This is a genomic window from Methanoculleus methanifontis (genome assembly GCF_030464365.1).
Lineage (GTDB): Archaea > Halobacteriota > Methanomicrobia > Methanomicrobiales > Methanoculleaceae > Methanoculleus > Methanoculleus methanifontis.
This window is the reverse complement of the sequence record NZ_VCYI01000005.1, coordinates 60,078-78,303: the sequence shown is the minus strand read 5'-3', so window position 1 is coordinate 78,303 and position 18,226 is coordinate 60,078. Positions and strand designations below refer to the sequence as shown.

At 63.8% G+C, this 18,226-nt stretch carries 21 protein-coding genes; 12 read left to right on the top strand and 9 right to left on the bottom strand.

What is annotated here, in order from left to right; genetic code table 11:
• Positions 1-42 precede the first annotated feature (42 nt).
• On the top strand, positions 43-708 hold the full coding sequence (locus FGW20_RS05200) for a potassium channel family protein (protein ID WP_301677030.1): 666 nt from the start codon (positions 43-45) through the stop codon (positions 706-708).
• On the opposite strand, the gene FGW20_RS05195 is transcribed toward FGW20_RS05200, so the two are convergent.
• On the bottom strand, positions 700-1,896 hold the full coding sequence (locus FGW20_RS05195) for an NAD(P)/FAD-dependent oxidoreductase (RefSeq protein WP_301677029.1): 1,197 nt from the start codon (positions 1,894-1,896) through the stop codon (positions 700-702). The genes FGW20_RS05200 and FGW20_RS05195 overlap by 9 nt on opposite strands.
• Positions 1,886-2,062, bottom strand: coding sequence for a 4Fe-4S binding protein (locus FGW20_RS05190; protein WP_301677028.1), 177 nt, complete (start codon positions 2,060-2,062; stop codon positions 1,886-1,888). Before FGW20_RS05190 ends, FGW20_RS05195 begins: the two co-directional genes overlap by 11 nt.
• A gap of 188 nt (positions 2,063-2,250) precedes the next feature.
• Here FGW20_RS05190 and cbiT point away from each other — a divergent pair, with 188 nt between their 5' ends.
• Genes cbiT through FGW20_RS05150 form a run of 8 tightly spaced genes read left to right on the top strand, consistent with a single transcriptional unit; the run spans position 2,251 to position 7,921 of the window.
• On the top strand, positions 2,251-2,781 hold the full coding sequence (gene cbiT, locus FGW20_RS05185) for a precorrin-6Y C5,15-methyltransferase (decarboxylating) subunit CbiT (RefSeq protein WP_301677027.1): 531 nt from the start codon (positions 2,251-2,253) through the stop codon (positions 2,779-2,781).
• Positions 2,772-3,389 (top strand): cobalt-factor II C(20)-methyltransferase, encoded by a 618-nt coding sequence (locus FGW20_RS05180; protein ID WP_301677026.1) that lies wholly within the window; start codon positions 2,772-2,774, stop codon positions 3,387-3,389. Before cbiT ends, FGW20_RS05180 begins: the two co-directional genes overlap by 10 nt.
• Positions 3,382-4,098 (top strand): cobalt-precorrin-4/precorrin-4 C(11)-methyltransferase, encoded by a 717-nt coding sequence (locus tag FGW20_RS05175; protein WP_301677025.1) that lies wholly within the window; start codon positions 3,382-3,384, stop codon positions 4,096-4,098. The genes FGW20_RS05180 and FGW20_RS05175 overlap by 8 nt, the downstream gene beginning before the upstream one ends.
• Positions 4,095-4,967, top strand: coding sequence for a cobalt-precorrin 5A hydrolase (cbiG, locus tag FGW20_RS05170; protein WP_301677024.1), 873 nt, complete (start codon positions 4,095-4,097; stop codon positions 4,965-4,967). Before FGW20_RS05175 ends, cbiG begins: the two co-directional genes overlap by 4 nt.
• Positions 4,936-5,730, top strand: a complete 795-nt coding sequence (gene cobJ / locus FGW20_RS05165) for a precorrin-3B C(17)-methyltransferase (protein ID WP_301677023.1) — start codon at positions 4,936-4,938, stop codon at positions 5,728-5,730. Before cbiG ends, cobJ begins: the two co-directional genes overlap by 32 nt.
• The gene (locus FGW20_RS05160) at positions 5,678-6,358 is read left to right on the top strand and encodes a precorrin-8X methylmutase (protein ID WP_301677105.1); all 681 of its coding nucleotides are present in this window, start codon (positions 5,678-5,680) and stop codon (positions 6,356-6,358) included. The genes cobJ and FGW20_RS05160 overlap by 53 nt, the downstream gene beginning before the upstream one ends.
• Positions 6,339-7,352, top strand: a complete 1,014-nt coding sequence (locus FGW20_RS05155; protein ID WP_301677104.1) for a cobalt-precorrin-5B (C(1))-methyltransferase — start codon at positions 6,339-6,341, stop codon at positions 7,350-7,352. The genes FGW20_RS05160 and FGW20_RS05155 overlap by 20 nt, the downstream gene beginning before the upstream one ends.
• On the top strand, positions 7,349-7,921 hold the full coding sequence (locus FGW20_RS05150; RefSeq protein WP_301677022.1) for a cobalt-precorrin-7 (C(5))-methyltransferase: 573 nt from the start codon (positions 7,349-7,351) through the stop codon (positions 7,919-7,921). The genes FGW20_RS05155 and FGW20_RS05150 overlap by 4 nt, the downstream gene beginning before the upstream one ends.
• A 549-nt stretch (positions 7,922-8,470) precedes the next feature.
• Here the strand turns inward: FGW20_RS05150 and FGW20_RS05145 are convergent.
• From FGW20_RS05145 to FGW20_RS05135, 3 genes are all read right to left on the bottom strand, one after another.
• Positions 8,471-8,785: a transposase gene (locus FGW20_RS05145; protein WP_301677021.1), complete on the bottom strand. Its 315-nt coding sequence runs from the start codon at positions 8,783-8,785 to the stop codon at positions 8,471-8,473.
• A gap of 57 nt (positions 8,786-8,842) precedes the next feature.
• The gene (locus FGW20_RS05140) at positions 8,843-9,766 is read right to left on the bottom strand and encodes a DNA adenine methylase (RefSeq protein WP_301677020.1); all 924 of its coding nucleotides are present in this window, start codon (positions 9,764-9,766) and stop codon (positions 8,843-8,845) included.
• A gap of 309 nt (positions 9,767-10,075) precedes the next feature.
• Entirely contained in the window at positions 10,076-11,056 is a 981-nt protein-coding gene (locus FGW20_RS05135) for a DNA-methyltransferase (RefSeq protein WP_301677019.1), read from the bottom strand.
• Positions 11,057-11,227: 171 nt separating this feature from the next.
• Between FGW20_RS05135 and FGW20_RS05130 the strand changes: the two genes are divergently transcribed.
• Positions 11,228-12,829 (top strand): PAS domain-containing sensor histidine kinase, encoded by a 1,602-nt coding sequence (locus FGW20_RS05130; RefSeq protein ID WP_301677018.1) that lies wholly within the window; start codon positions 11,228-11,230, stop codon positions 12,827-12,829.
• Positions 12,830-12,868: 39 nt separating this feature from the next.
• Here FGW20_RS05130 and FGW20_RS05125 read toward each other — a convergent pair whose 3' ends face one another.
• The 3 genes from FGW20_RS05125 to FGW20_RS05115 all read right to left on the bottom strand — a co-directional run bounded on the left by FGW20_RS05125 (position 12,869) and on the right by FGW20_RS05115 (position 15,940).
• Complete coding sequence (locus FGW20_RS05125; RefSeq protein WP_301677017.1) at positions 12,869-14,089, bottom strand: PQQ-dependent sugar dehydrogenase; 1,221 nt, start codon at positions 14,087-14,089, stop codon at positions 12,869-12,871.
• A 215-nt stretch (positions 14,090-14,304) separates the two neighbouring features.
• Complete coding sequence (locus tag FGW20_RS05120) at positions 14,305-15,147, bottom strand: cache domain-containing protein (RefSeq protein ID WP_301677016.1); 843 nt, start codon at positions 15,145-15,147, stop codon at positions 14,305-14,307.
• Between the two features lie 76 nt (positions 15,148-15,223).
• A complete protein-coding gene (locus FGW20_RS05115; protein WP_301677015.1) occupies positions 15,224-15,940 on the bottom strand; it encodes a small multi-drug export protein in 717 nt (238 codons plus the stop codon).
• Positions 15,941-16,051: 111 nt separating this feature from the next.
• On the opposite strand from FGW20_RS05115, the gene FGW20_RS05110 reads away from it, so the two are divergent.
• Positions 16,052-16,318, top strand: a complete 267-nt coding sequence (locus FGW20_RS05110) for a hypothetical protein (RefSeq protein ID WP_301677014.1) — start codon at positions 16,052-16,054, stop codon at positions 16,316-16,318.
• Here FGW20_RS05110 and FGW20_RS05105 read toward each other — a convergent pair.
• A complete protein-coding gene (locus tag FGW20_RS05105) occupies positions 16,293-17,558 on the bottom strand; it encodes a hypothetical protein (protein ID WP_301677013.1) in 1,266 nt (421 codons plus the stop codon). The two genes, FGW20_RS05110 and FGW20_RS05105, sit on opposite strands and share 26 nt — an antisense overlap.
• 102 nt (positions 17,559-17,660) lie before the next feature.
• On the opposite strand from FGW20_RS05105, the gene FGW20_RS05100 reads away from it, so the two are divergent.
• Positions 17,661-18,209, top strand: coding sequence for a diacylglycerol/polyprenol kinase family protein (locus FGW20_RS05100; RefSeq protein ID WP_301677012.1), 549 nt, complete (start codon positions 17,661-17,663; stop codon positions 18,207-18,209).
• Positions 18,210-18,226 lie beyond the last annotated feature (17 nt).

Genomic DNA, 18,226 nt, shown 5'->3' with positions numbered 1-18,226 from the left:
TATTCGCAAGGTATTTCAATGCTGACGGTTGAATCCAGATGGATGTACACGATCATCGTCGGCCTTGGCGGAATCGGCCGGAATTTGACTGCGATCGCCGTGAACGCCGGTGACTCCGTGGTGGTGATCGACCAGGACGAGGAACGCGCGAGCGACATCCTGGAGCACTACGACGTTCTCGCCATCACCGGGAACGCGACCGACAAATCGGTGCTCGAGGATGCGGGGATCGACCGGGCCGACGCTCTGGTCGCCACGACGAGCGACGACGCCGTGAACCTGATGACCTGCTGGCTCGCGAAACGCTACGACGTCGGCAACGTCGTCTCGATCGTCAACCAGAAAGAGCACTCCGATCTCTTCAACGAGGTCGGGGTGAGGATCAGCGAGAATCCCGACGAGCTGGTGGCGACCCGGCTCTACTACTGGGCGAAGAGCCCGAACCTCCAGCAGGTCGCCTCGATCCCCGGCGGCACCATCTTCGAGATCGTCGCCGACGAGGGCGCTCCCATCGTCGACCACGAGATCCGCGAACTCGAAGTCCGGGACTTCGTCTTCATCGCCATCCGGCGTGCCGGGGGCGATCTCATCATCCCGAGCGGCACCGTCCGTATTCGGCCGGGCGACGTCATCACGGTGTTCACGAAAAAAGAGGCGGAGAGGGAGACCTTAAAGACCCTCAACAAGCAGTTGATACGCTCAGGATAGCGTATCTTTGAGTGCTTTGAGTTCGAGGAGCAGTTTTGGGTTCCGCTTGATCAGTTCCTTGATAAGCGCCAGGACCGAGAATTCACTGAAGCTGATGCTTGCAATCGAGTCCGCGAGGGCGTTGAGTTTTGCATCGTCGAGCGTGACGAAGTACTCTTTGACCTTGTAGTTCCGCTCGATGCCTGCGCCCATCTTTGATGCCCGCCACTCCGTGTCGTAGGGCATCATGGCCTCCTTTGAGCAGTTGCCCGCCTCGATGCACCTTGAGGCCACCTGAGCGGCGAGCCGTCCGGTATACATGGCGTTCCCGATCCCGCCCCCGGTGATGGGGTCGACGACTCTCGCCGCGTCGCCGGCGACGAGAAGACCATCACCGACCGTGCAGGGAAGCGGCCGGCAGACGGGAACCCCCCCCGCGATCGCCTCGATCGTCTTTCCGTTGGGGAAGTTCTTTGCGACAAACCGATCAAGGTAGTCCTTTGCCCGGGTTCCTTCCCGGCTTTTCCGGCCGGAGATACCGATCCCGACGTTTGCCGTCCTATTACCCTTTGGGAAGATCCAGAGGTAGCCTTCGGGCGCGATCTCGTTGCCCAGGAAGAAGTCGGTGCAACCCGCGTTGATATCGATATCCGTCATCACGTACTGAGCGCAGCTCATCATCTCCCGGAGGGGAACGGTGGTGTCGAGACCGGCCCGGCGGGCGAACTGTGCCTCCGTGCCGTCTGCGGCGATGACGACCTCGGCCCGGATATCTGCCGGGACGCCGGCGGAGAGCACCTTCGCGCCCCGGACCGCTCCGTTCTCCATGATCGGCACGGTCGCCCGGGTCTTGACGATGACGTCCGCTCCGGCCTCGGCCGCCTGCCAGACGAGTTCCCGGTCAAAGACCTTCCGGTCGAGGACGTAGCCGACCTCGTTTCCCGCCTGGGCTTGATCGAGGCGGATGGCGGTGCCGTTCGGGGCGATGATCCGGGCACTCTCGATATCGGCGGAGATCCAGCGGGGATCGGGTTTGACGAACTCTTTTAAGAGTTCTTTCCCGATTCCCTCCGCGCACCGGACGGGCGTGCCGATGGCAGGGCGCTTCTCGATGAGGCAGACCGAGTTCCCGGCTTCTGCTGCCGTCTTCGCGGCAAGAGCGCCGGCGGGGCCGCCTCCGATGACGAGGATATCGTAACTACTCTTCATGGACGACCTCCAGTGCTCCAAGCGGGCACGCCCGCGCGCAGATCCCGCAGCCGATGCACTCCCGCTCAAGGCTGAGGTAGGCGTCGATCAGCTCGAGCGCGTCCTCGGGACAGACTGCAACGCAGGTGCCGCAATATCCACACTTGTCTCGGTTTATCCTGAGCATTGTACTCATAATGTCGTCGTCGTCGCAAAAACCTTTATGCTCCTCGTGCGAGTTGCAGCACCAGATTCTCCGCTCCTGACGCCAAATCTATGGCCCGCCGTTCCGGGCCGCCCCGACCCGGTCGGTAAGGCAGTCACTACGCTATTTTATAGAAGTTAACACAAATTAATTAGGGTAACGTGAATGCTATGGGATTGAAGGGTGGGCCGACACAGGACGAGGTCATGACCGTCTCGCTCGCAAAACTCGGCATCCGTCCGGGCGACCGGGTGGCCGATATCGGGTGCGGGACGGGAAAGATCGCCGTCGCTGTATCGGAGACGGCGGAACGGGTCTACGCGATCGACAGGCGGCCGGAGGCGGTCGCGTATGCCCGGGCCGAAGCCGCTCGCGCCGGCAGAGGCAACATCGAGTTCTTCGAGGGCGACGCGGTAGACGTGCTTGCCGACATCGGCCGGCTCGACGCCGCCTTCGTCGGCGGGTCCCGCCGCCTGCCGGAGGTCCTCGGTCTCCTCGCCGACCAGGTGCGGGGGAAGATCGTCGTGAACGCAGTGATGGTCGGGACGCTTTACGAAGCGATAGCAAGCATGCAGCGCCTCGGGATCTTCGTTGAGGCGGTCCACCTCCAGGTCTCGCGGTCGGCCGGGATCGCCGGCGGGGTGATGTTCAAACCCATCAACCCCGTTTACATCGTCGTCGGGGGTGCCGGATGCTCGTAGGCGTGGGGCTCGGGCCCGGCGACCCGGAACTCCTGACCCTGCGGGCGGTCAGGCTTCTAGGCGATGCAGAGGCGGTCTTTGTCCCCGGAAACCTTGCCTTTGACCTGGTGCGGCCGTACCGCCCCGATGCCGTCGTCCTCAACTTCCCGATGACGAACGACGAGGATTACATCCGAACGTGCATGGAAGAGAATGCCGACCGGATTGCGCCGCACGCCGGAAGCGGCCTTGCGGTATTCGGGATCATCGGCGACCCGAACTTCTACTCGACCTTCTCACGGCTCTGCGAGGTGATTTCTAAGCGCCACCCGGAGATCACGTTCGCGACCGAGCCCGGGATCAGTTCCATCACCGCGTTTGCGTCGGTCGCAAACGTTCCGGTGGCCGGGGGTTTCCTCGTCTCGGACGGGAACGGGCCGGAATCGCGGATCTTCATGAAAGTCAGGAAGCCGGCGGCGCTCGCGGCCTCTCTCTCGGAAGAGGGCTACTCGGAGTTCGTCCTCGTCGAGCGGATGTTCATGCCGGAGCAGCGGGTCTACCGGGGGGGTGATCTCCCCGAGATGAGCGACTACTTCTCGATCCTCTTTGCGAGGCGGCCGCATGCATAAGTTCTACATCGTGGGTGCGGGGCCGGGGGCGACCGATCTCATCACCGTCCGGGGGATGGATCTCCTCCGCCGGGCGGACGTCCTCATCTACGCGGGTTCGCTCGTGAACCCGGAGCTTGTCGCGGAGTCCGGCGCGGGCGTGAGGCTCGACAGCTGGGGGATGACGCTTCCGGAGATCGTGGACGCCGTCGAGGAGCACGTCCGGGCCGGCAAACTCGTCGTCCGGCTCCATTCCGGCGATCCGGCGCTCTACGGCGCTATCGTCGAGCAGATGGCGGAACTCGAGCGGCGCGGGATCGAGGCTGAGATTGTCCCGGGGGTCTCGTCGCTTTTTGCGGCCGCTGCGGCCTTAAAGACCCAGTTCACCCTCCGCGACGTCTCCGAGAGCCTGGTCGTCACCCGCCCGGCAGGGGCGACGCTTGAGACCGATCTGATCCCCGAGTTCTCCCGGCTCGAGCAGACGATGGTGGTCTTCCTCGGGACCGAACGGATGGAAGAGGTTCTCGCCCGGGCGGAGTGCCCGCCGGAGACCCCGGCAGCGGTCGTCTACCACGCTTCCTGGCCCGACCAGAAGGTCGTCCGGGGCACGGTGGCCGACATCGCGGCAAAGGCCCGGGCGGCCGGGATCGAGCGGACGGCGCTGATCATCATCGGGAAGGCCGTTGAAGGGGCAACGTCCGGGTTCGGGAGGTCGGTCCTCTACTCATGACCGGGACTGTCGTGATCGCGCTCGAGCGGTTCCTCCCCGACGCCCGCAGGATTGCGGATGCTCTCGGTGCCGACGTCCTTCCTTACGGCCCGGACGCCTTCCGGGCGGCGTTTGCCGGCTACGGCCGGGTCGTCGCCGTGATGTCGGCCGGGATCGCCGTCCGGGGGGTCGCGCCCCTCCTCACCGACAAGTGGCGCGACCCGACGGTGGTGGTGGTCGGCCCGGATCTCCGCTACGCCGTCCCGGTCGTCGGCGGGCACCACGGCGGAAACGACCTTGCCCGGGAACTCGCCGCTCTCGGGATAGAACCGGTGATCACGACCGCGACCGAGACCCGGGGGCGGGAGTCGGTCGAGGGGCTTGCCGCCCAGAAAGGCTGCGATGTCGTGAACCGCGACTCCACCCGGGCGGTGAACGCCGCGATGCTGGACGGTGACGTGCCCCTCTATGCCGTCACCGGCCCCGGGATCGTCGTCGCTGGCCCGGCCGTCTCCCTCCTCGTCCGGGAGGGCGATTACGTCGTCGGCGTCGGGTGCAAAAAGGGCGTCGGCGCGGCCGAGGTGACGGCTGCTGTCCGGAGGGCACTCGGACTTGCCGGGATCGCGCCTGTTGAGGTGCTCGTCTACGCGACGACCATAAAGAAGCGCAGCGAGACGGGGCTCATTGATGGCGTCGCGGAACTCGGCGGCAACCTCGTCTTCTTAGACGATGATACGGTTAATGAGGAGGCGGCCCCGTCGCCCTCGCGTGCCTCCCTCATAGGGCTCGCCGGGGTCGCGGAACCTGCGGCTCTCGCGATCGCGAAGCGAAAAGAACTGGTTCTTGTCAAACAGACGTATGGATGTGTCACTGTTGCAATCGCACGATAGCGGAGGAAGACTCTACATCGTCGGCACCGGTCCTGGTAACCTGCTGCAGATGACGCCCCGGGCCTTAAAAGCCCTCGGCGAGGCCGATTGTGTTATCGGCAACGGGTTCTACCTCGATCTCGTCGAGCCGATGCTCGCCGGAAAAGAGGTCGTCCGGAGCAGCATGGGCAAGGAGGTCGACCGGGCGGCAAAAGCGCTCGACCTCGCGCGCGACCGCGTCGTCGCGATGGTGAGCGGCGGCGACGCCGGGGTCTACGGGATGGCGAGCATCGTGCTTGAGGTGGCGGAACGGTCGGGCTCGCCAGTCACGGTCGAGGTCGTCCCCGGGATCACGGCCGCGGTCTCGGCGGCGGCACGGCTCGGTTCGCCGCTCTCGGGCGACTACGTCACGATGAGCCTCTCGGATCTCCTGACCCCCTGGGAGGAGATCGAGCGGAGGCTCGACCTCGCGTTCCGGATGCGGGTGCCGGTCGTCCTCTACAACCCCCGTTCAAGAGGAAGGCCGCACAACCTTGATGCGGCGGTCGCGACTGCCCGGCGCCACCTCCCGGACACGACGCCGGTCGGTGTTATCAAAAACGCCTACCGGGAGGGGGAGGAACGGCTGATCACGACGCTTGGGGAGTTTGACGATCACTTCGCCTTCGTGGACATGCATTCGATCGTCTTTGTCGGCGGAGAAGAGACGAGGATCTGGAGGGATGAGAATGGTGCAAGAGGAATCATCACGCCCCGGGGATACCACCGGAAATACGTATACTGACCTTGCGGCGGTCACGCCGGAGGCCTACGCGATAGCGAGCACGAGCCGGAACCTGGCCCGTGAGCAGGTGGGGAACGCCACACTCGAGGACCGGATCCGGCAGCGGTGCTCGGTCGCGGTCGGTGACTTCGCGATGGCCGACCTGATGCGCTTTTGCGGTGATCCTGCCGAGGCCGGGGTTGCCGCGCTTGCCCGGCGGGCACCCATCGTTGTCGATATCCGGATGGTGCAGGCGGGCATCCTGAAACGCGGGCACGCAAGCGAGGTCTTCTGCGCCCTCGACTACGGCGAGGAGATCGCCCGCGAGCGCGGGATCACCCGGACCTCGGCGGGATTTCTCGCCCTGCGCGACCGGCTGGAAGGGGCGGTGGTGGTGATCGGGAACGCTCCTTCGGCGCTTCTCGTCGTCTGCGACCTGATCCGGGAAGGAGTCCGGCCGGCACTGGTCGTCGGAACCCCGGTGGGGTTCGTGAACGCTGCGGAGTCGAAGGAGGAACTCCGCGCCTTCGACGTCCCGTCGGTCTCGAACGCCGGCACCCGGGGCGGGACGCCGGTCGCGGTAGCAGCGATAAACGAGATCATCACGATTCTTGCTGAGCGTGAAGGTCATGCGGGACCCGGTTACTGACTTCGAGTATCCCGGGGCATGGGTGGCGGCCTGCCGCTCCCCGGACCTTCTCGACGACGTCCGGCGCGGTCTTGCAGTCCTGACCGCATCGGGAACAATCCTCCGCCGGGGTTTTTCGACCGGGACGACGGCGGCCGCGGCCTGTAAGGCTGCGGTTCTCTCGCTCGCCTGCGAGACTGTTCGAGAGGTGGACGTCACCCTCCCCTGCGGCATCGCGGTTCGGCTCCCGGTCGACGGCTACCGTGGGCAGGCGTCCTGCCGCAAGGACGCCGGGGACTACACCGCGGATGTGACCGGGGGGCTTGAGTTCATCGCGATGGCGGCCCCCTCCCTCTCGGGCGGCGTCCAGTTTGTTCCCGGCGAGGGTATCGGGAGTTTCGCCCGCGACACGCCCCGCCACCTGCGGGGGACGCCCGCGATCAGCGATCCGGCGCTCGACTGCATCCGGCGCTCCATCGACGAGGCGGTGGAGGAGGCGGACCTATCCGGGACGACGGTCATCCTCACCATCCCCCGGGGGGCGGAGGTGGCGCAGAAGACGCTGAATCCCCGGGTAGGGGTGCATGGGGGGATATCCGTCCTCGGGACGACCGGGTTCGTGGAGCCCTGGGACGACCACGTGACGGAGGGGGTGATCGACCGTATCGCCCGGGTTCCCGGAGCGGTCGTGTTGACGACCGGCCGGCTCGGCCTGCGCTACTCCCGTCTCCTCTTCCCGGACCATGAGGCGATTCTGGTCGGGAACAGACTCGAGGAGGCACTCCGGGCGGTCGACGGCGATGCGGTCATCTGCGGGCTGCCCGGCCTGATCCTGAAGTTCATGAACCCTGACGTTCTCGAGGGAAGCGGGTGCGCGACGGTAGAGGAACTCTCGGCGACCCCGCTCTGGGAGGAGACGGTCCGCCGGGAACTTGCAGCGTTCCGTGCCCGCTACCCTCACATCAGGGTCGTGATCGTTGACCGCGACGGCCGGATCATCGGGGAGTCGCCGTGAAGATCGTCGGGGTGGGCTGCGGTCCCGGCATGCTGACTGCGGAGGCGGCAAGCGTCATCGCGTGTGCGACGCTCGTCTACGGCTCAGCACGGGCGATCGCGCTTGCCCGCGACGCCATCCCGCCGGGATCTGAGGTTTACGAGATTAAGGATTACCGGGGTCTCCGCTCCCTCCCCGATCATGCGGTCGTCCTCTCGACGGGGGACCCGATGCTTGCGGGGCTCGGTTATCTCCCGGGCGATGTGGTTCCCGGGATATCCTCACTTCAGGTCGCGTTCGCCCGCCTGAAGGTTCCGCTGGCGCGGGCCGCGGTCGTCTCCGCCCACGGGAAGGATCACGCCCGGGCGATAGCGGAGGCGCGGGAGGAGGTCATCCGGGGGAAGGTTGTCTTCCTCATCGCTGACCCGGCCTTCGATGTCGGGGCGCTCGCGGCCGCCCTCATGGCCCAGACCCGGGTTGCCGTCTGCGAGGACCTCGGCTACCCGGCTGAACGGATCGCCGTCGGGACGGCGGCACAGCCCCCGGCACCGCGGGGCGACCTCTTCGTGGTGGTGGCGGGAGAGTTTTAGAGGGTGTCCGATCCGGATACGTCACCCGAGGATAGGCGATGCACCCCCTTCTGGGTTTGAAGTCTCAGTGATTCACTAATTTCGGTGCCCGGCACTGAGCAATGCGGCTTCGTACAATTCGGTATCGAGGGGTTGGTAACACCTGGACACCGGAGTTCGCGTTCTTCGCGCCTTCGCGTGAGGTGACGGTAGGCGTAGTGCCGAGATCTCACGCGAAGAGCGCGAAGAGCGCGAAGCCGCGAAGTGCGACGGATGGGGCATCCGGAGCTTGAGAAGACCGAAGGTCTTCGAAGTGCGATGGTTCGTTAGAACCGGAGCATGAGCACCGCAGGTGCGAGCCGCGACGTTCCATCCGGCCCGGAGCATGAGCACCGCAGGTGCGAGCCGCGACGTTCCATCCGGCCCGGAGCATGAGCACCGCAGGTGCGAGCCGCGACGTTCCATCCGGCCCGGAGCATGAGCACCGCAGGTGCGAGCCGCGAAGAACGCGAAGAGATCTGTGGAATACTGAACGTCACGCTATTCCGCAGGCGGTTGGAACCACATATTCTACGCTGTGGAAGCCGCGAGATCCGCCGCGGTGCTCTCTTTTTTCCGGAACTCGTAGCCCGACCCGAGGAGATCGAGGAAGATCGCCTGGTACGCCCCCCGCCTGCAGAGTTCGAGGTGGTAGCGGTGCACCGTCGATTTCGTCCCGTATTTTGCCGGGACGTCGCTCCAGGCGCACCCGGTGGTGAGAACGTAGAGGACCCCGTTGAAGAGGTTCCGGGGATCGCGCCGGGGTCTGCCGATATGGGGTTTTTGGGGCGGGAGGTGTCTACGGACGATCTCCCAGAGGTCGTCGTTGATCTCCTGAAACGTCATGAGCGCCGCATACCCCGGCGAAACCTTATAGTTTTGGGACGGTTCGGGTTCCCGCGATCACGCCGGCGGGTAGTTCATGACGATGATCTCGTGAACCTCTCCCCGTTTCGTCCCATCGCAATTGATTGCCCGCCTCGCCGGAACCCGGTCGATACGATACCCGGCGTAGAGGTCGTCGAAGAACGTGTCGTCCGGGTCGACGTTTCTCGGATCGGAGTTGCTCAGCATCAGCCTCGCCCCTTTTGCGTCGCAGCGTGCGTAAAACTCCGCCAGACGCCTCTGCTCTTCGTCGGAGAACCTGTTCTTCGAGTACTGCGTGAACGACGACGTCCGGTTCAGCGGCCGGTAGGGCGGGTCGAAGTAGACGAAGGTGTCCTCCGCGATGTACGGCTCCGCCTGCATGAAGTCGCCGAGATGGATGGTCGTGTTCCGGAACGCGAGCGAGTCGGCTGAAAGAACCTTTTCATGCAGGATCTTTGGCGTTTTGTACCTGCCGAACGGGACGTTGAACCCGCCCCGGGAGTTCACCCGGTAGAGGCCGTTGAAGCACGTCCTGTTGAGGAAGATGAACCGTCCTGCCCGTTCGACCCACGCGTCGCCGTACCTGGTAAAATCGATCTCCTCTCTCTCGCGGTTGAACGCATCCCGAATAGTGTAGTAGTAGTCCTTCCGCCCGGAATCGTCTTTTGCGAGAAACTCGTCTTCGACGTCGCGGAGATACTCGATGAGGCTGGAGACGTTGTTTTTTACGACGGTGTATGCGAGGACAAGGTCCTCGTTGATATCGAAGAGGTGGCACTCCCTGAACGCAAAGGTGCTGTTGAAGTGAAAATAGACCGCCCCACCCCCCATGAACGGTTCGACAAAGACCGGAAGGGTTCCCTCGGTGAGTTCCCGCGGAACTCTCGCGGTGAACGCATCGAGCAGTTGCGCCTTGCCGCCTGCCCACTTGAGGAACGGTCGTGCGGTGGGTGTTGCCATCAGTCTCTTCTCATCGGGATGAATGCTGGAAGAGAGGTTGGGCTTGAAGGGCATTAGCGTTGTCTGTACCCTGCATTGGTTTCAGGCACCGTTGCCGCCCGTCCGAGCACCCTGCTTTTGGGCTTTGTTAAACCACCCCCTCGGAGGGCGAATCACCTCCGGATTATCTATACGTCACCGATTCACGCGAAGACGCGAATAATGCGAAGGAGTCCATCAGTGCCTATCCAGACTTCGCGCCTTCGCGTGAGGCCACGTCACTAACTTCTACTGGTAATCGGGTACTATCCAGAGATTGTGGAAAGCATTTCAACCGAACCGTTTTTTCAGCATCTTCTCGATTGCCCACCGGCCCCGGCCGAGTTCTCTTCCCAGGATCTCGACCGCCCTCTTCTTCGTCTCGCCGGACGCGATGAGCGCGGCGAACCGGGAGACCAGAATGTCGCGGTCGGCGTCCGTCCAGGGTTTGCCCCGGTTCGCCGGCTCCCCGGTCCGGGGTGTCCGGAGCGTGGGGAGCAGGCAGCCCGGCGAGGTGTCCTGCAGTTCTGCGATCTTCAGGTCGAAGACCTGCCTTGAGACCTCGAACCTGGTCGCCCGGCGGTTGAGGCCGATAGCCACCTTTGCCGTCGTAAATCCGCCGAGGAACATATCGCAGACGAGATCGCCCTCGTTGCTGCTGTACTGGATCATCTTTACGAGCAGTTCCGTCGGCAATTCGTTCTTGTTCTTCGCCTGCCCCGGTTTGTACTCGCGGTTGATGCACCAGACGTCTTCGCGGTCGCGGTAGTTCAGCGACCCGTTGTCCGGCCCCCGCTCCCCGGCCCCGTAGCGCGATTCCAGGTTAAACGTCCGCTCGCCGCCCGGCTTTTCGTAGAAGAGGATGTGGTAGTGGGAAGAGACGTACTTTCTGCTCGTGTAGACGCCGAAGTTGTAACGCCAGATGATATGGTTGACCTCACGGAGGTGTGTCCCGCGCAGCGCGTGGAGGATGTGGTAGAGGTTCGTGTAGCCCGAGACGATGTAGATCGACCCGCCCGGCCTTAATATCCGTTCGGCTTCGCGGACCCAGTCTCTGCTGAACTCCCCGTAATCGGATGCGGGAACCTCGATGTAGCCGTCAACGACGAACGCTTCGTCACGGTTGTAGTGCTGGTGCAGCCGGTCACCGTTGATGCCGTAAGGGGGGTCGGTGACGATCAGGTCGATCGAGCCGTCGGGAATGTGTGCTCTTGCCCCCGCGATGCAGTCCCCGTTGTAGAAGATGTTGCCGTTGATCTCCTCAAACCTCATGCTTTCCCCTGCAGGCTGCAACGTATTCACGTTGGTCGTACGAGCATAAGATACTCGTTATAGCCCCGTCCTTCTCCTGGTTCGTGCGGGCGGCCGCCGGGAGGTAGCATTAATACAGTTCAGACAAACGAGAAATTGACTATCAGCAGTACAACGGTCACGGGAGTTTGGATGGTGGCACATTCAGAGAACCCAGAGAGTGCGTCACGCGCTGCAGCGCCGGAGCGGGCGGTTCATGAACGCATGGCCCGCCTTCTGGCCGAGAATGAGCTGCTCCGGCGCGATAACGCTACGTTGCAGTCCGTAAAGGACGGTCTGCAGGAGAGCGAGAAACGTTACCGGCGCCTCTTCGAGGACGATCTCACCGGGGACTTCCTCACCACTGCGGATGGCCGGATACTCGCCTGCAACCCGGCGTTCGTCAGGATGTTCGGGTTTGCTTCCATAGAAGGCGCACTGGGCACCAGTATCCTGGAGCTCTATGAAGATCGCCGTGACCGGGAGACGCTCCTGGCACGCCTGCAAAGGGACAGGAAAGTCGAAAACGAGGGCCGGATCCGGAAGCGCCGGGATGGGACGCGCATTCACGTTGTAGAAAATATAGTCGGATATTTCAGCGCGGACGGCGAGTTGCTCGAGGTCCAGGGTTATGTCTACGACGATTCGGAGCGCAAACGGGCGGAGGATGCCCTGCGCGAGAGTGAAGAACGGTTCAGGGCGGTTCTTGAGAACTCGCTCGACGCGGCCTACCGGCGCAACCTCCAGGCCGACCGTTACGACTACGTGAGTCCGACCATCGAGGAGATTCTCGGCTTCACCCCGGAGGAGATGGCTGTGATGAACCTTGAGGAGGTCATGGAGCGCGTTCATCCCGACGATCGCCCGGCGGTCAAGGCGGAACTGAACACCGCTGCCTCCTCGGGGAGAGGACTCCTCGTATACCGGTTCCGGGCGAAAAACGGAGAGTACCGCTGGCTTGAAGACCACCTCATGGTGATCCGCGATCCCGGCGGTCGGCCGCTTTACCGGGGCGGCAGCATCCGCGACGTCACCGGGCGAAAGGAGGCTGAGACGGAGCTCGCCCGGGTACACCGGGATCTTACCTCCGCTCACCGGGAGGCGAACCTCTACCTCGATATCCTGACCCACGACATCGGGAACACCGAGAACGTCTCGAACCTCTATGCTGACCTGCTCGTCGACTCCGTGAAGGGCGAGGCGGCCGGATACGCGGCAAACCTGAAGCGCAGCATAGCAAAGAGCGTCGAGATCCTCGGCCTTGTCTCCAAGATTCGGCGGATTCACGCTGGATCGCCCGCGCTCCGGCCGACCGACCTCGATGCGGTCATTTTGGCTGAGGTTGATCATTTCCCGGCCGTCTCCATCCACTACGAGGGCACGTCGCGCAAGATCGTTGCCGACGACCTCCTCTGCGAGGTCTTTACGAACCTGATTGGCAACGCCGTCAAGCACGGCGGCCCCGGCGTCGCCGTGACCGTCCGTGTCGAGGCGGCGGAGGAAGGGTTTGTCCGGGTGACGGTCGCGGATACCGGCCGGGGCGTCCCGGACGACCAGAAAGAGGAGATCTTTCACCGCTACGAGAAGCAGCAACGGGGCGTGGGTGAGGGTCTTGGGCTGTATCTCGTGCAGATCCTGATCGACCGCTACGGCGGCCGGATCTGGGTGGAAGACCGGGTGCCCGGCCATCCTGAGGAAGGGGCAGCGTTTGTATTCCTGCTCCGGGAAGCGGACGGCACACCGGCCCGGTCGTGAAACGGGAGAGGGGTTGTGGCCCCCGCTCCCATGGGTGCTCTATCCGGTCGTTGTGTTGTCCGCTCCTGCGTAGGATACCCGGTAGATCACGCCGTTGGTATCATCGCCCACGAGCAGCGACCCGTCCTCTGCAATTGCAAGGCCGCAGAGCCTGGCGGAGAAGGCTGTATCGTTGTCATGGAGGAACCCGGTCATGAAGTCTTCGAACCCCTCGGGGTCACCCGCGTCATTGAACTGGACCCGCACCACCTTGTAGCCAACCGGCGGGTAGCGGTTCCACGAACCACGAAGGGTTAAGAAGGCGTCGTTTTGGTACTCTTCCGGGAACTGCTCGCTGTCGTAGAAGACAAACTGCATCGGCGAGCTGTGCGCCTGGTACTCGAGGTAGGACGGCACGCTCATGGAGCAGAACTCCTCCCGGGTCATGTTCGGAGGGTCCTGTGCGATGACGGTGTCGATCTGCTGCTTCCCGTAACACCACGGCCACCCGTAGTTTCCTCCTTCCTGGATCCTGTTCAGTTCTTCAGGGGGACGGTCCGGGCCCCGCCAGTCTGAGCCCTGGTCGAATGCCCAGAACTCACCGGTCTCGGGGTGCCAGTCGAACCCGATGGTGTTCCGGAGCCCCTCGGCATAGATCCGGCGCTCGGTGTCCTCGATCTGGAGCATGGTCGCGTACTCGGGGTTCTGCTCCGGGCAGGCGTTGCAGCTGCTCCCCACCGAGACGTAGAGCCGGCCGTCGGGGCCGAAGCGGAGCGTGCGGTTCGGGTGCTGCCCGCCGTCGGGGAGTCCGTTGATCAGGAGCTCGGCATCGCCGACGCTGCCGTCCGGACCGACCGCGGCGACGTAGATCTCTGTCGGCGTCGCAAGGTAGAGGCTGTTGTTGTGATACGTGATGCCGTGCAGGTACTCGATGCCGGAGACAACGACCTCTTCTTCATCAGCTGCGCCGTCGCCGTCCGTGTCGCGGAGGGCGGTCACCTGGCTCTCCTCCGGCTGCGTGACGTAGACCGTGCCGTCGTCACCGACCGTTATGATTCTCGGTTTCACCAGATCTCGCGCAAAAACGTTCACTTCAAAGCCCTCGGGGAGGTTCAGGTCGTCCAGCAGTTCTTCACTGAACTCCAGGCGCTCTGGTACGAAGCTGGAGCCGTTGACTTCGATCGGTCCCGGGCCGCCCTGCTGGGCAAGCACCCCGGCCGGGACGGCGCAGAGGAAGACCAGAGCTGCCGCGAGGATGCAGAGGTTCGATATACGTTTCATTCGAATACACCTCATTGAATGCCGCAGGTGAGCACCCGCTCCAAGGCCCTTTCAATTGGTGCGGCGGTTTTGAGGAATCCGGACTGATGGAGTGGGAATGCCCTGCCTGAGCGGCGGCGGTGGGGACACGGGGCATGTTATAGGTTGTGGTGAGCAGGAGGTCGGTAGGCGTTCGATAAAAAAAAGAGCGTGTGATTATTCAGCAGTGGCGGTGCTTACTCAACCGCCCGGATCACCGCCACTCTCCACTCTACCCCGTGGAGCCCGGCCGTCGTCCAGGTAATCTCCTTCTGCACCGCCTCTCCGTCGTCGGCAGCGAACCCGTATTCCGCGGTGCCGTACCGCTCGCCGGCAACCCTGCGGGCAACGTCGAGCAGATCCGGGTAATCGGCGTAGAGCGGGTCTTCAAACGTCATCTTCCCGATCTGGGCCGGGTCGGTGTCGTAGATCACCCTCCCGTCCGTCTGGACGACCATTACCTGGTACGGGGTGCCGTTCGCCGCCGGGCCGGCGATGCCTGCGATCAGGGCCTCTGGCCGGAAGACGGCGGAGGCGAACCCGACGAACAGCCCTTCGTTCGTGAAGACGGGTGCGGTAATGACCGCCGCCGGGATCTCCTCTGCGACCGTGATAACCTCGCTCATGATCGGCCGCTTCGTCGCGAGGATGTGCCGGACATGGGCCTGACCACTGATCTCCGCACCCTCGATGTCGCGGTACGCCGCCGGTTCGACGGCGAGGATCGTGCCGTTCGCGCCGCTGACCGAGTAGTCGACGATCGACGGGTCGGCAATGGAGAGGTTCGCGAGGATTCCGCGAGCGCGGGCGTCGGAGAGATCGGTCTTTCCGAGTTCGAACGCGGCATGGCTCATGCGGGTGTCCAGGGCCTCGAGCGCCGCTGTGATGTCGGACTGCAGGTGGATGAGGAGTGTCGCAGCATCCTCATCGGCCGCGGAGGCGGCCGTCGGCGCCGGCTGGTTCAGCGCAGCAAAACCGGCGCCGACGGCGACCAGAGCCGCCAGAGCGGCAACAATCCACGGGTATAATTGAGAATTCATCAAAATCACTTGATACAGGGAAATAGGTGGCGGAAAATTTAAGGTCTGCGAAATTGCTCTTCCGTCAAACGTGCCGTTACCGGGGAATCCGTTCCCGGAGCCGCCCCTTGTGGATCCGCCATCCCATGACGGCGGCCAGAACCGCAACGACGATCGCGGCCAGGATGCCGATCCCGAACATCGGATTCTGGTGATAGACGTCCAGGAGCGCGTCGGAGCCGAGGGCGAGGGCGAGGCTGGAGGCAAGCGATCCGATACAGACGCATGAAAAAACCCGGTACATATCCAGCCCGAGCAGCCTGCCGAGGATCGCCCCGTTCATCGCCCCGGTTCCCTGGAGCGGGAAGAAGACAAAGAGGATGAGCCCGACCGTCGAGAACCGCCGGAGCCAGGGCCGGGCATCGGTGTAAGTCCGGCCCGCTGTCATCCCGCTTTCGAGGAGGCGGCCGATGAGCGGGATCTTCAGGGCCAGGTCGAAGTTCCAGACGACGAAGAGGGAGACGGCCACGTCGAGGAGGAAAATAGCGAGGGTGACGAGCCACCAGGGGTAGCCCATCATGATCGCGATGGGAATGATCGACTCCTTCCCGGCCGGGGGAAAGAAGTAGGCGGCGAGCAGCCCCGAGATGACGAGGAACTGGTGGTAGGACTCGATCAGGTAAAGCCCAGCAAAAATGCCCAGTGCGATGACGAACGGGAGGACGAATTTTATGGGACCTGCAAGGTAGGGATTTGCAAGGAGGTCTCTCCAGTCCTCCGGTCCGGGTATATTGGTCGTATTGTCTGCGCTCATAAGTTGATCTCCGACCGGGAGATACTCAATTCAGATTGGGGTTTTGGGGTTAATACGTTATCTGCAGGGGTTCCAGCAGGTTCAAGTTCATGAAGCGCAAGGATAGGTAGCATGACCCCTGTCCCCGTCACCCGGCCGCCCCGTGCCCTCCCCGTTGTCGATGCCGGCACCCGGGAGAGTGCCTTATGCACGATCGCAAACGTCGCGACCGCGCTCGAGACCCTGCGCGAGGTGAGAAAGCACGTTCGCGGCGATCATAAACGGCGTCTCGATGATGTCGCGGTGGTCCTCCGTGTCGTCGCGCTCGATGCCCAGGCGACCTATGCGATCGCCGACGAAGAGGCCCGGTCGTTCATCCGAGACTGCCGCTCGAGGTGAGGTCTCCAGGGAGCAGCGGCTCGGTGAGGGCGTGGACGAAGCGTTCCCACCGGTCCGCACCGTCTCCGACGTAGTCCCGGACGACCCGGTAGCCCTGAGCGAGGGCCACCGGGTACGCCCGGAACTCCTCGATGAACCGGAGACGCGCCTGCGTCGCCTCCGGGTCGAGGAGCAGGACGTCCTGGAGGAGCCGGTACGCCTCCTGCCGCGACAGTGCGCCGCCGAGGTACCCACGGGCCACCCGGGCGTTTCCCGTGAGGTTCAGAACCGTGGACGCAGTAACGACCGCATCGAAGAGATCGGCATTCCCCGGGTCGAACCCGGCCAGGGGGAAGAGACCTTCCTCGAAGAACCGCACGCGCTCGGGACCGGGGAAGATCATCTCCTCCCCGAGCACGGCGGCCCCTTCGGCGACTGTCGCGAGCGGCGACGCGAGGGTGACGACCGAGTGCTCGATCCAGCCCCGGGCACGGACGAGTGCCGCCTCCCGGATCGCCCGCATCGTATGGTGGCCGGGGTAGCCCTCGTGGCAGGCGTAGGCAAGTGCCCGGTCGACGGTGACGGGCAGATCGGCGTTCACCCGGACGAGGCTTATTGCGTCCCCGAGGAAACGGATGAAAGCCTCCCACGGCTCCCCGGCGACGTAACTGATCTCGAGCCGCTCCCCTGCCGGAAGCGGCAGGTGTTCGGTAGTTCTGCGGCGGCTTTCGGCAAACGCTGCCGCAAAGGCCGGTTCCAGCCTCTCGGGAGGGATGACGAACGAGTCCATGAACGCCCTGTAGCGGGCGGAGAGGTCGCCGTTTCCGGGAAGACGGGAATCGAGCACTGCGTGCGGTTCATCGTACCAGTCGGGATCGTCCTCCGTTGCTGCAATCCCGTAGAGTGCCTCGATCTCGGCATCGAAGGCTAGGCTCTGCCCCCCGAGGATTCCGGCACGGATTTCGAGCGCCCGGATCATCTCCCGGAGGTGGGTATGGCGTGTGCGCCCGGATTCCTCCAGGCGGTCGGGGTCGATCCTGTCCAGGGTGGCAAGGAGGTCTGCGGCGTATCCGGCGATGCGGTCCGGTGGAACCGTAACCGCGAGCGCCTCGTCCCGCACCGCCGCCGGACCGAAGTAGGCATCCACGAAGGCCGGATCGTGCACCCCGAGCCAGAGTGCGCATTTGACGTAAAATCGCGCCACTGCGTCCATATCCCTGGCTTCCGCGGCGTTCTCTCCGGTATAGGTTGAAGGCTCCATCCATCACCTCCTGCTGAAATATGCGCTCCCTGGCTACTTAACCGCCGTGATCCGTATCCGCTGCCAGAGAATTTAACCGGTTCTGTGCCAACCTCTGGAGTGATGCACGAGTCGCTCCGGCAGGTCGTCCACCTCATCTTCGGTCTCGGGATCGCGGGATTCGTCCTCCTCTTCGACCGCGATCTCGTCCTCTCCGTCCTCGTGCTCGCTCTCTTCGCGGGGTTCATCCTCTCCGACGCCCTCTCCCAGGGCTACATCATCCCGGTCATCTCTTCGATCATCGCAGGTCTCGAACGGCGGGACGCCGCCCCCGGGAAAGGAGCGCTCTTCTTTGCGCTTGGAGCGCTCTTCTGCGTTGCTTTCTTTGCAAAAGAGGTCGCATTCGTCGGGCTCGTCGCGCTCTCGCTCCTCGACAGTGTCACCACCCTTGCCGGTGTCCGGTTCGGCAAAACCCGGATCTACAATCACAAATCGCTCGAAGGCACACTCGCCGGGTTTGCAGCGACGGCGATCGTGCTCGGTCTTCTCGTCCCGCCCGGGGTTGCCCTCGCGACCGCGGCGGCCGCGGCCGTCGCCGAACTGGCGAGTCCCGTGGACGACAATCTCGTCGTCCCGGTCGCGGCCTGCATCGCCCTCACGATACTGCTCTGAGAGTGTCGAACCAGGCG

Coding starts and splice junctions, on each gene's coding strand:
- FGW20_RS05200 (WP_301677030.1), top strand. CDS start 43: ATGTACACGATCATCGTCGGCCTTGGCGGAATCGGCCGGAATTTGACT.
- FGW20_RS05195 (WP_301677029.1), bottom strand. CDS start 1,896: ATGAAGAGTAGTTACGATATCCTCGTCATCGGAGGCGGCCCCGCCGGC.
- FGW20_RS05190 (WP_301677028.1), bottom strand. CDS start 2,062: ATGCTCAGGATAAACCGAGACAAGTGTGGATATTGCGGCACCTGCGTT.
- cbiT (WP_301677027.1), top strand. CDS start 2,251: ATGGGATTGAAGGGTGGGCCGACACAGGACGAGGTCATGACCGTCTCG.
- FGW20_RS05180 (WP_301677026.1), top strand. CDS start 2,772: ATGCTCGTAGGCGTGGGGCTCGGGCCCGGCGACCCGGAACTCCTGACC.
- FGW20_RS05175 (WP_301677025.1), top strand. CDS start 3,382: ATGCATAAGTTCTACATCGTGGGTGCGGGGCCGGGGGCGACCGATCTC.
- cbiG (WP_301677024.1), top strand. CDS start 4,095: ATGACCGGGACTGTCGTGATCGCGCTCGAGCGGTTCCTCCCCGACGCC.
- cobJ (WP_301677023.1), top strand. CDS start 4,936: ATGGATGTGTCACTGTTGCAATCGCACGATAGCGGAGGAAGACTCTAC.
- FGW20_RS05155 (WP_301677104.1), top strand. CDS start 6,339: ATGCGGGACCCGGTTACTGACTTCGAGTATCCCGGGGCATGGGTGGCG.
- FGW20_RS05145 (WP_301677021.1), bottom strand. CDS start 8,785: ATGACGTTTCAGGAGATCAACGACGACCTCTGGGAGATCGTCCGTAGA.
- FGW20_RS05140 (WP_301677020.1), bottom strand. CDS start 9,766: ATGGCAACACCCACCGCACGACCGTTCCTCAAGTGGGCAGGCGGCAAG.
- FGW20_RS05135 (WP_301677019.1), bottom strand. CDS start 11,056: ATGAGGTTTGAGGAGATCAACGGCAACATCTTCTACAACGGGGACTGC.
- FGW20_RS05130 (WP_301677018.1), top strand. CDS start 11,228: ATGGTGGCACATTCAGAGAACCCAGAGAGTGCGTCACGCGCTGCAGCG.
- FGW20_RS05125 (WP_301677017.1), bottom strand. CDS start 14,089: ATGAAACGTATATCGAACCTCTGCATCCTCGCGGCAGCTCTGGTCTTC.
- FGW20_RS05120 (WP_301677016.1), bottom strand. CDS start 15,147: ATGAATTCTCAATTATACCCGTGGATTGTTGCCGCTCTGGCGGCTCTG.
- FGW20_RS05115 (WP_301677015.1), bottom strand. CDS start 15,940: ATGAGCGCAGACAATACGACCAATATACCCGGACCGGAGGACTGGAGA.
- FGW20_RS05110 (WP_301677014.1), top strand. CDS start 16,052: ATGACCCCTGTCCCCGTCACCCGGCCGCCCCGTGCCCTCCCCGTTGTC.
- FGW20_RS05105 (WP_301677013.1), bottom strand. CDS start 17,558: ATGGAGCCTTCAACCTATACCGGAGAGAACGCCGCGGAAGCCAGGGAT.
- FGW20_RS05100 (WP_301677012.1), top strand. CDS start 17,661: ATGCACGAGTCGCTCCGGCAGGTCGTCCACCTCATCTTCGGTCTCGGG.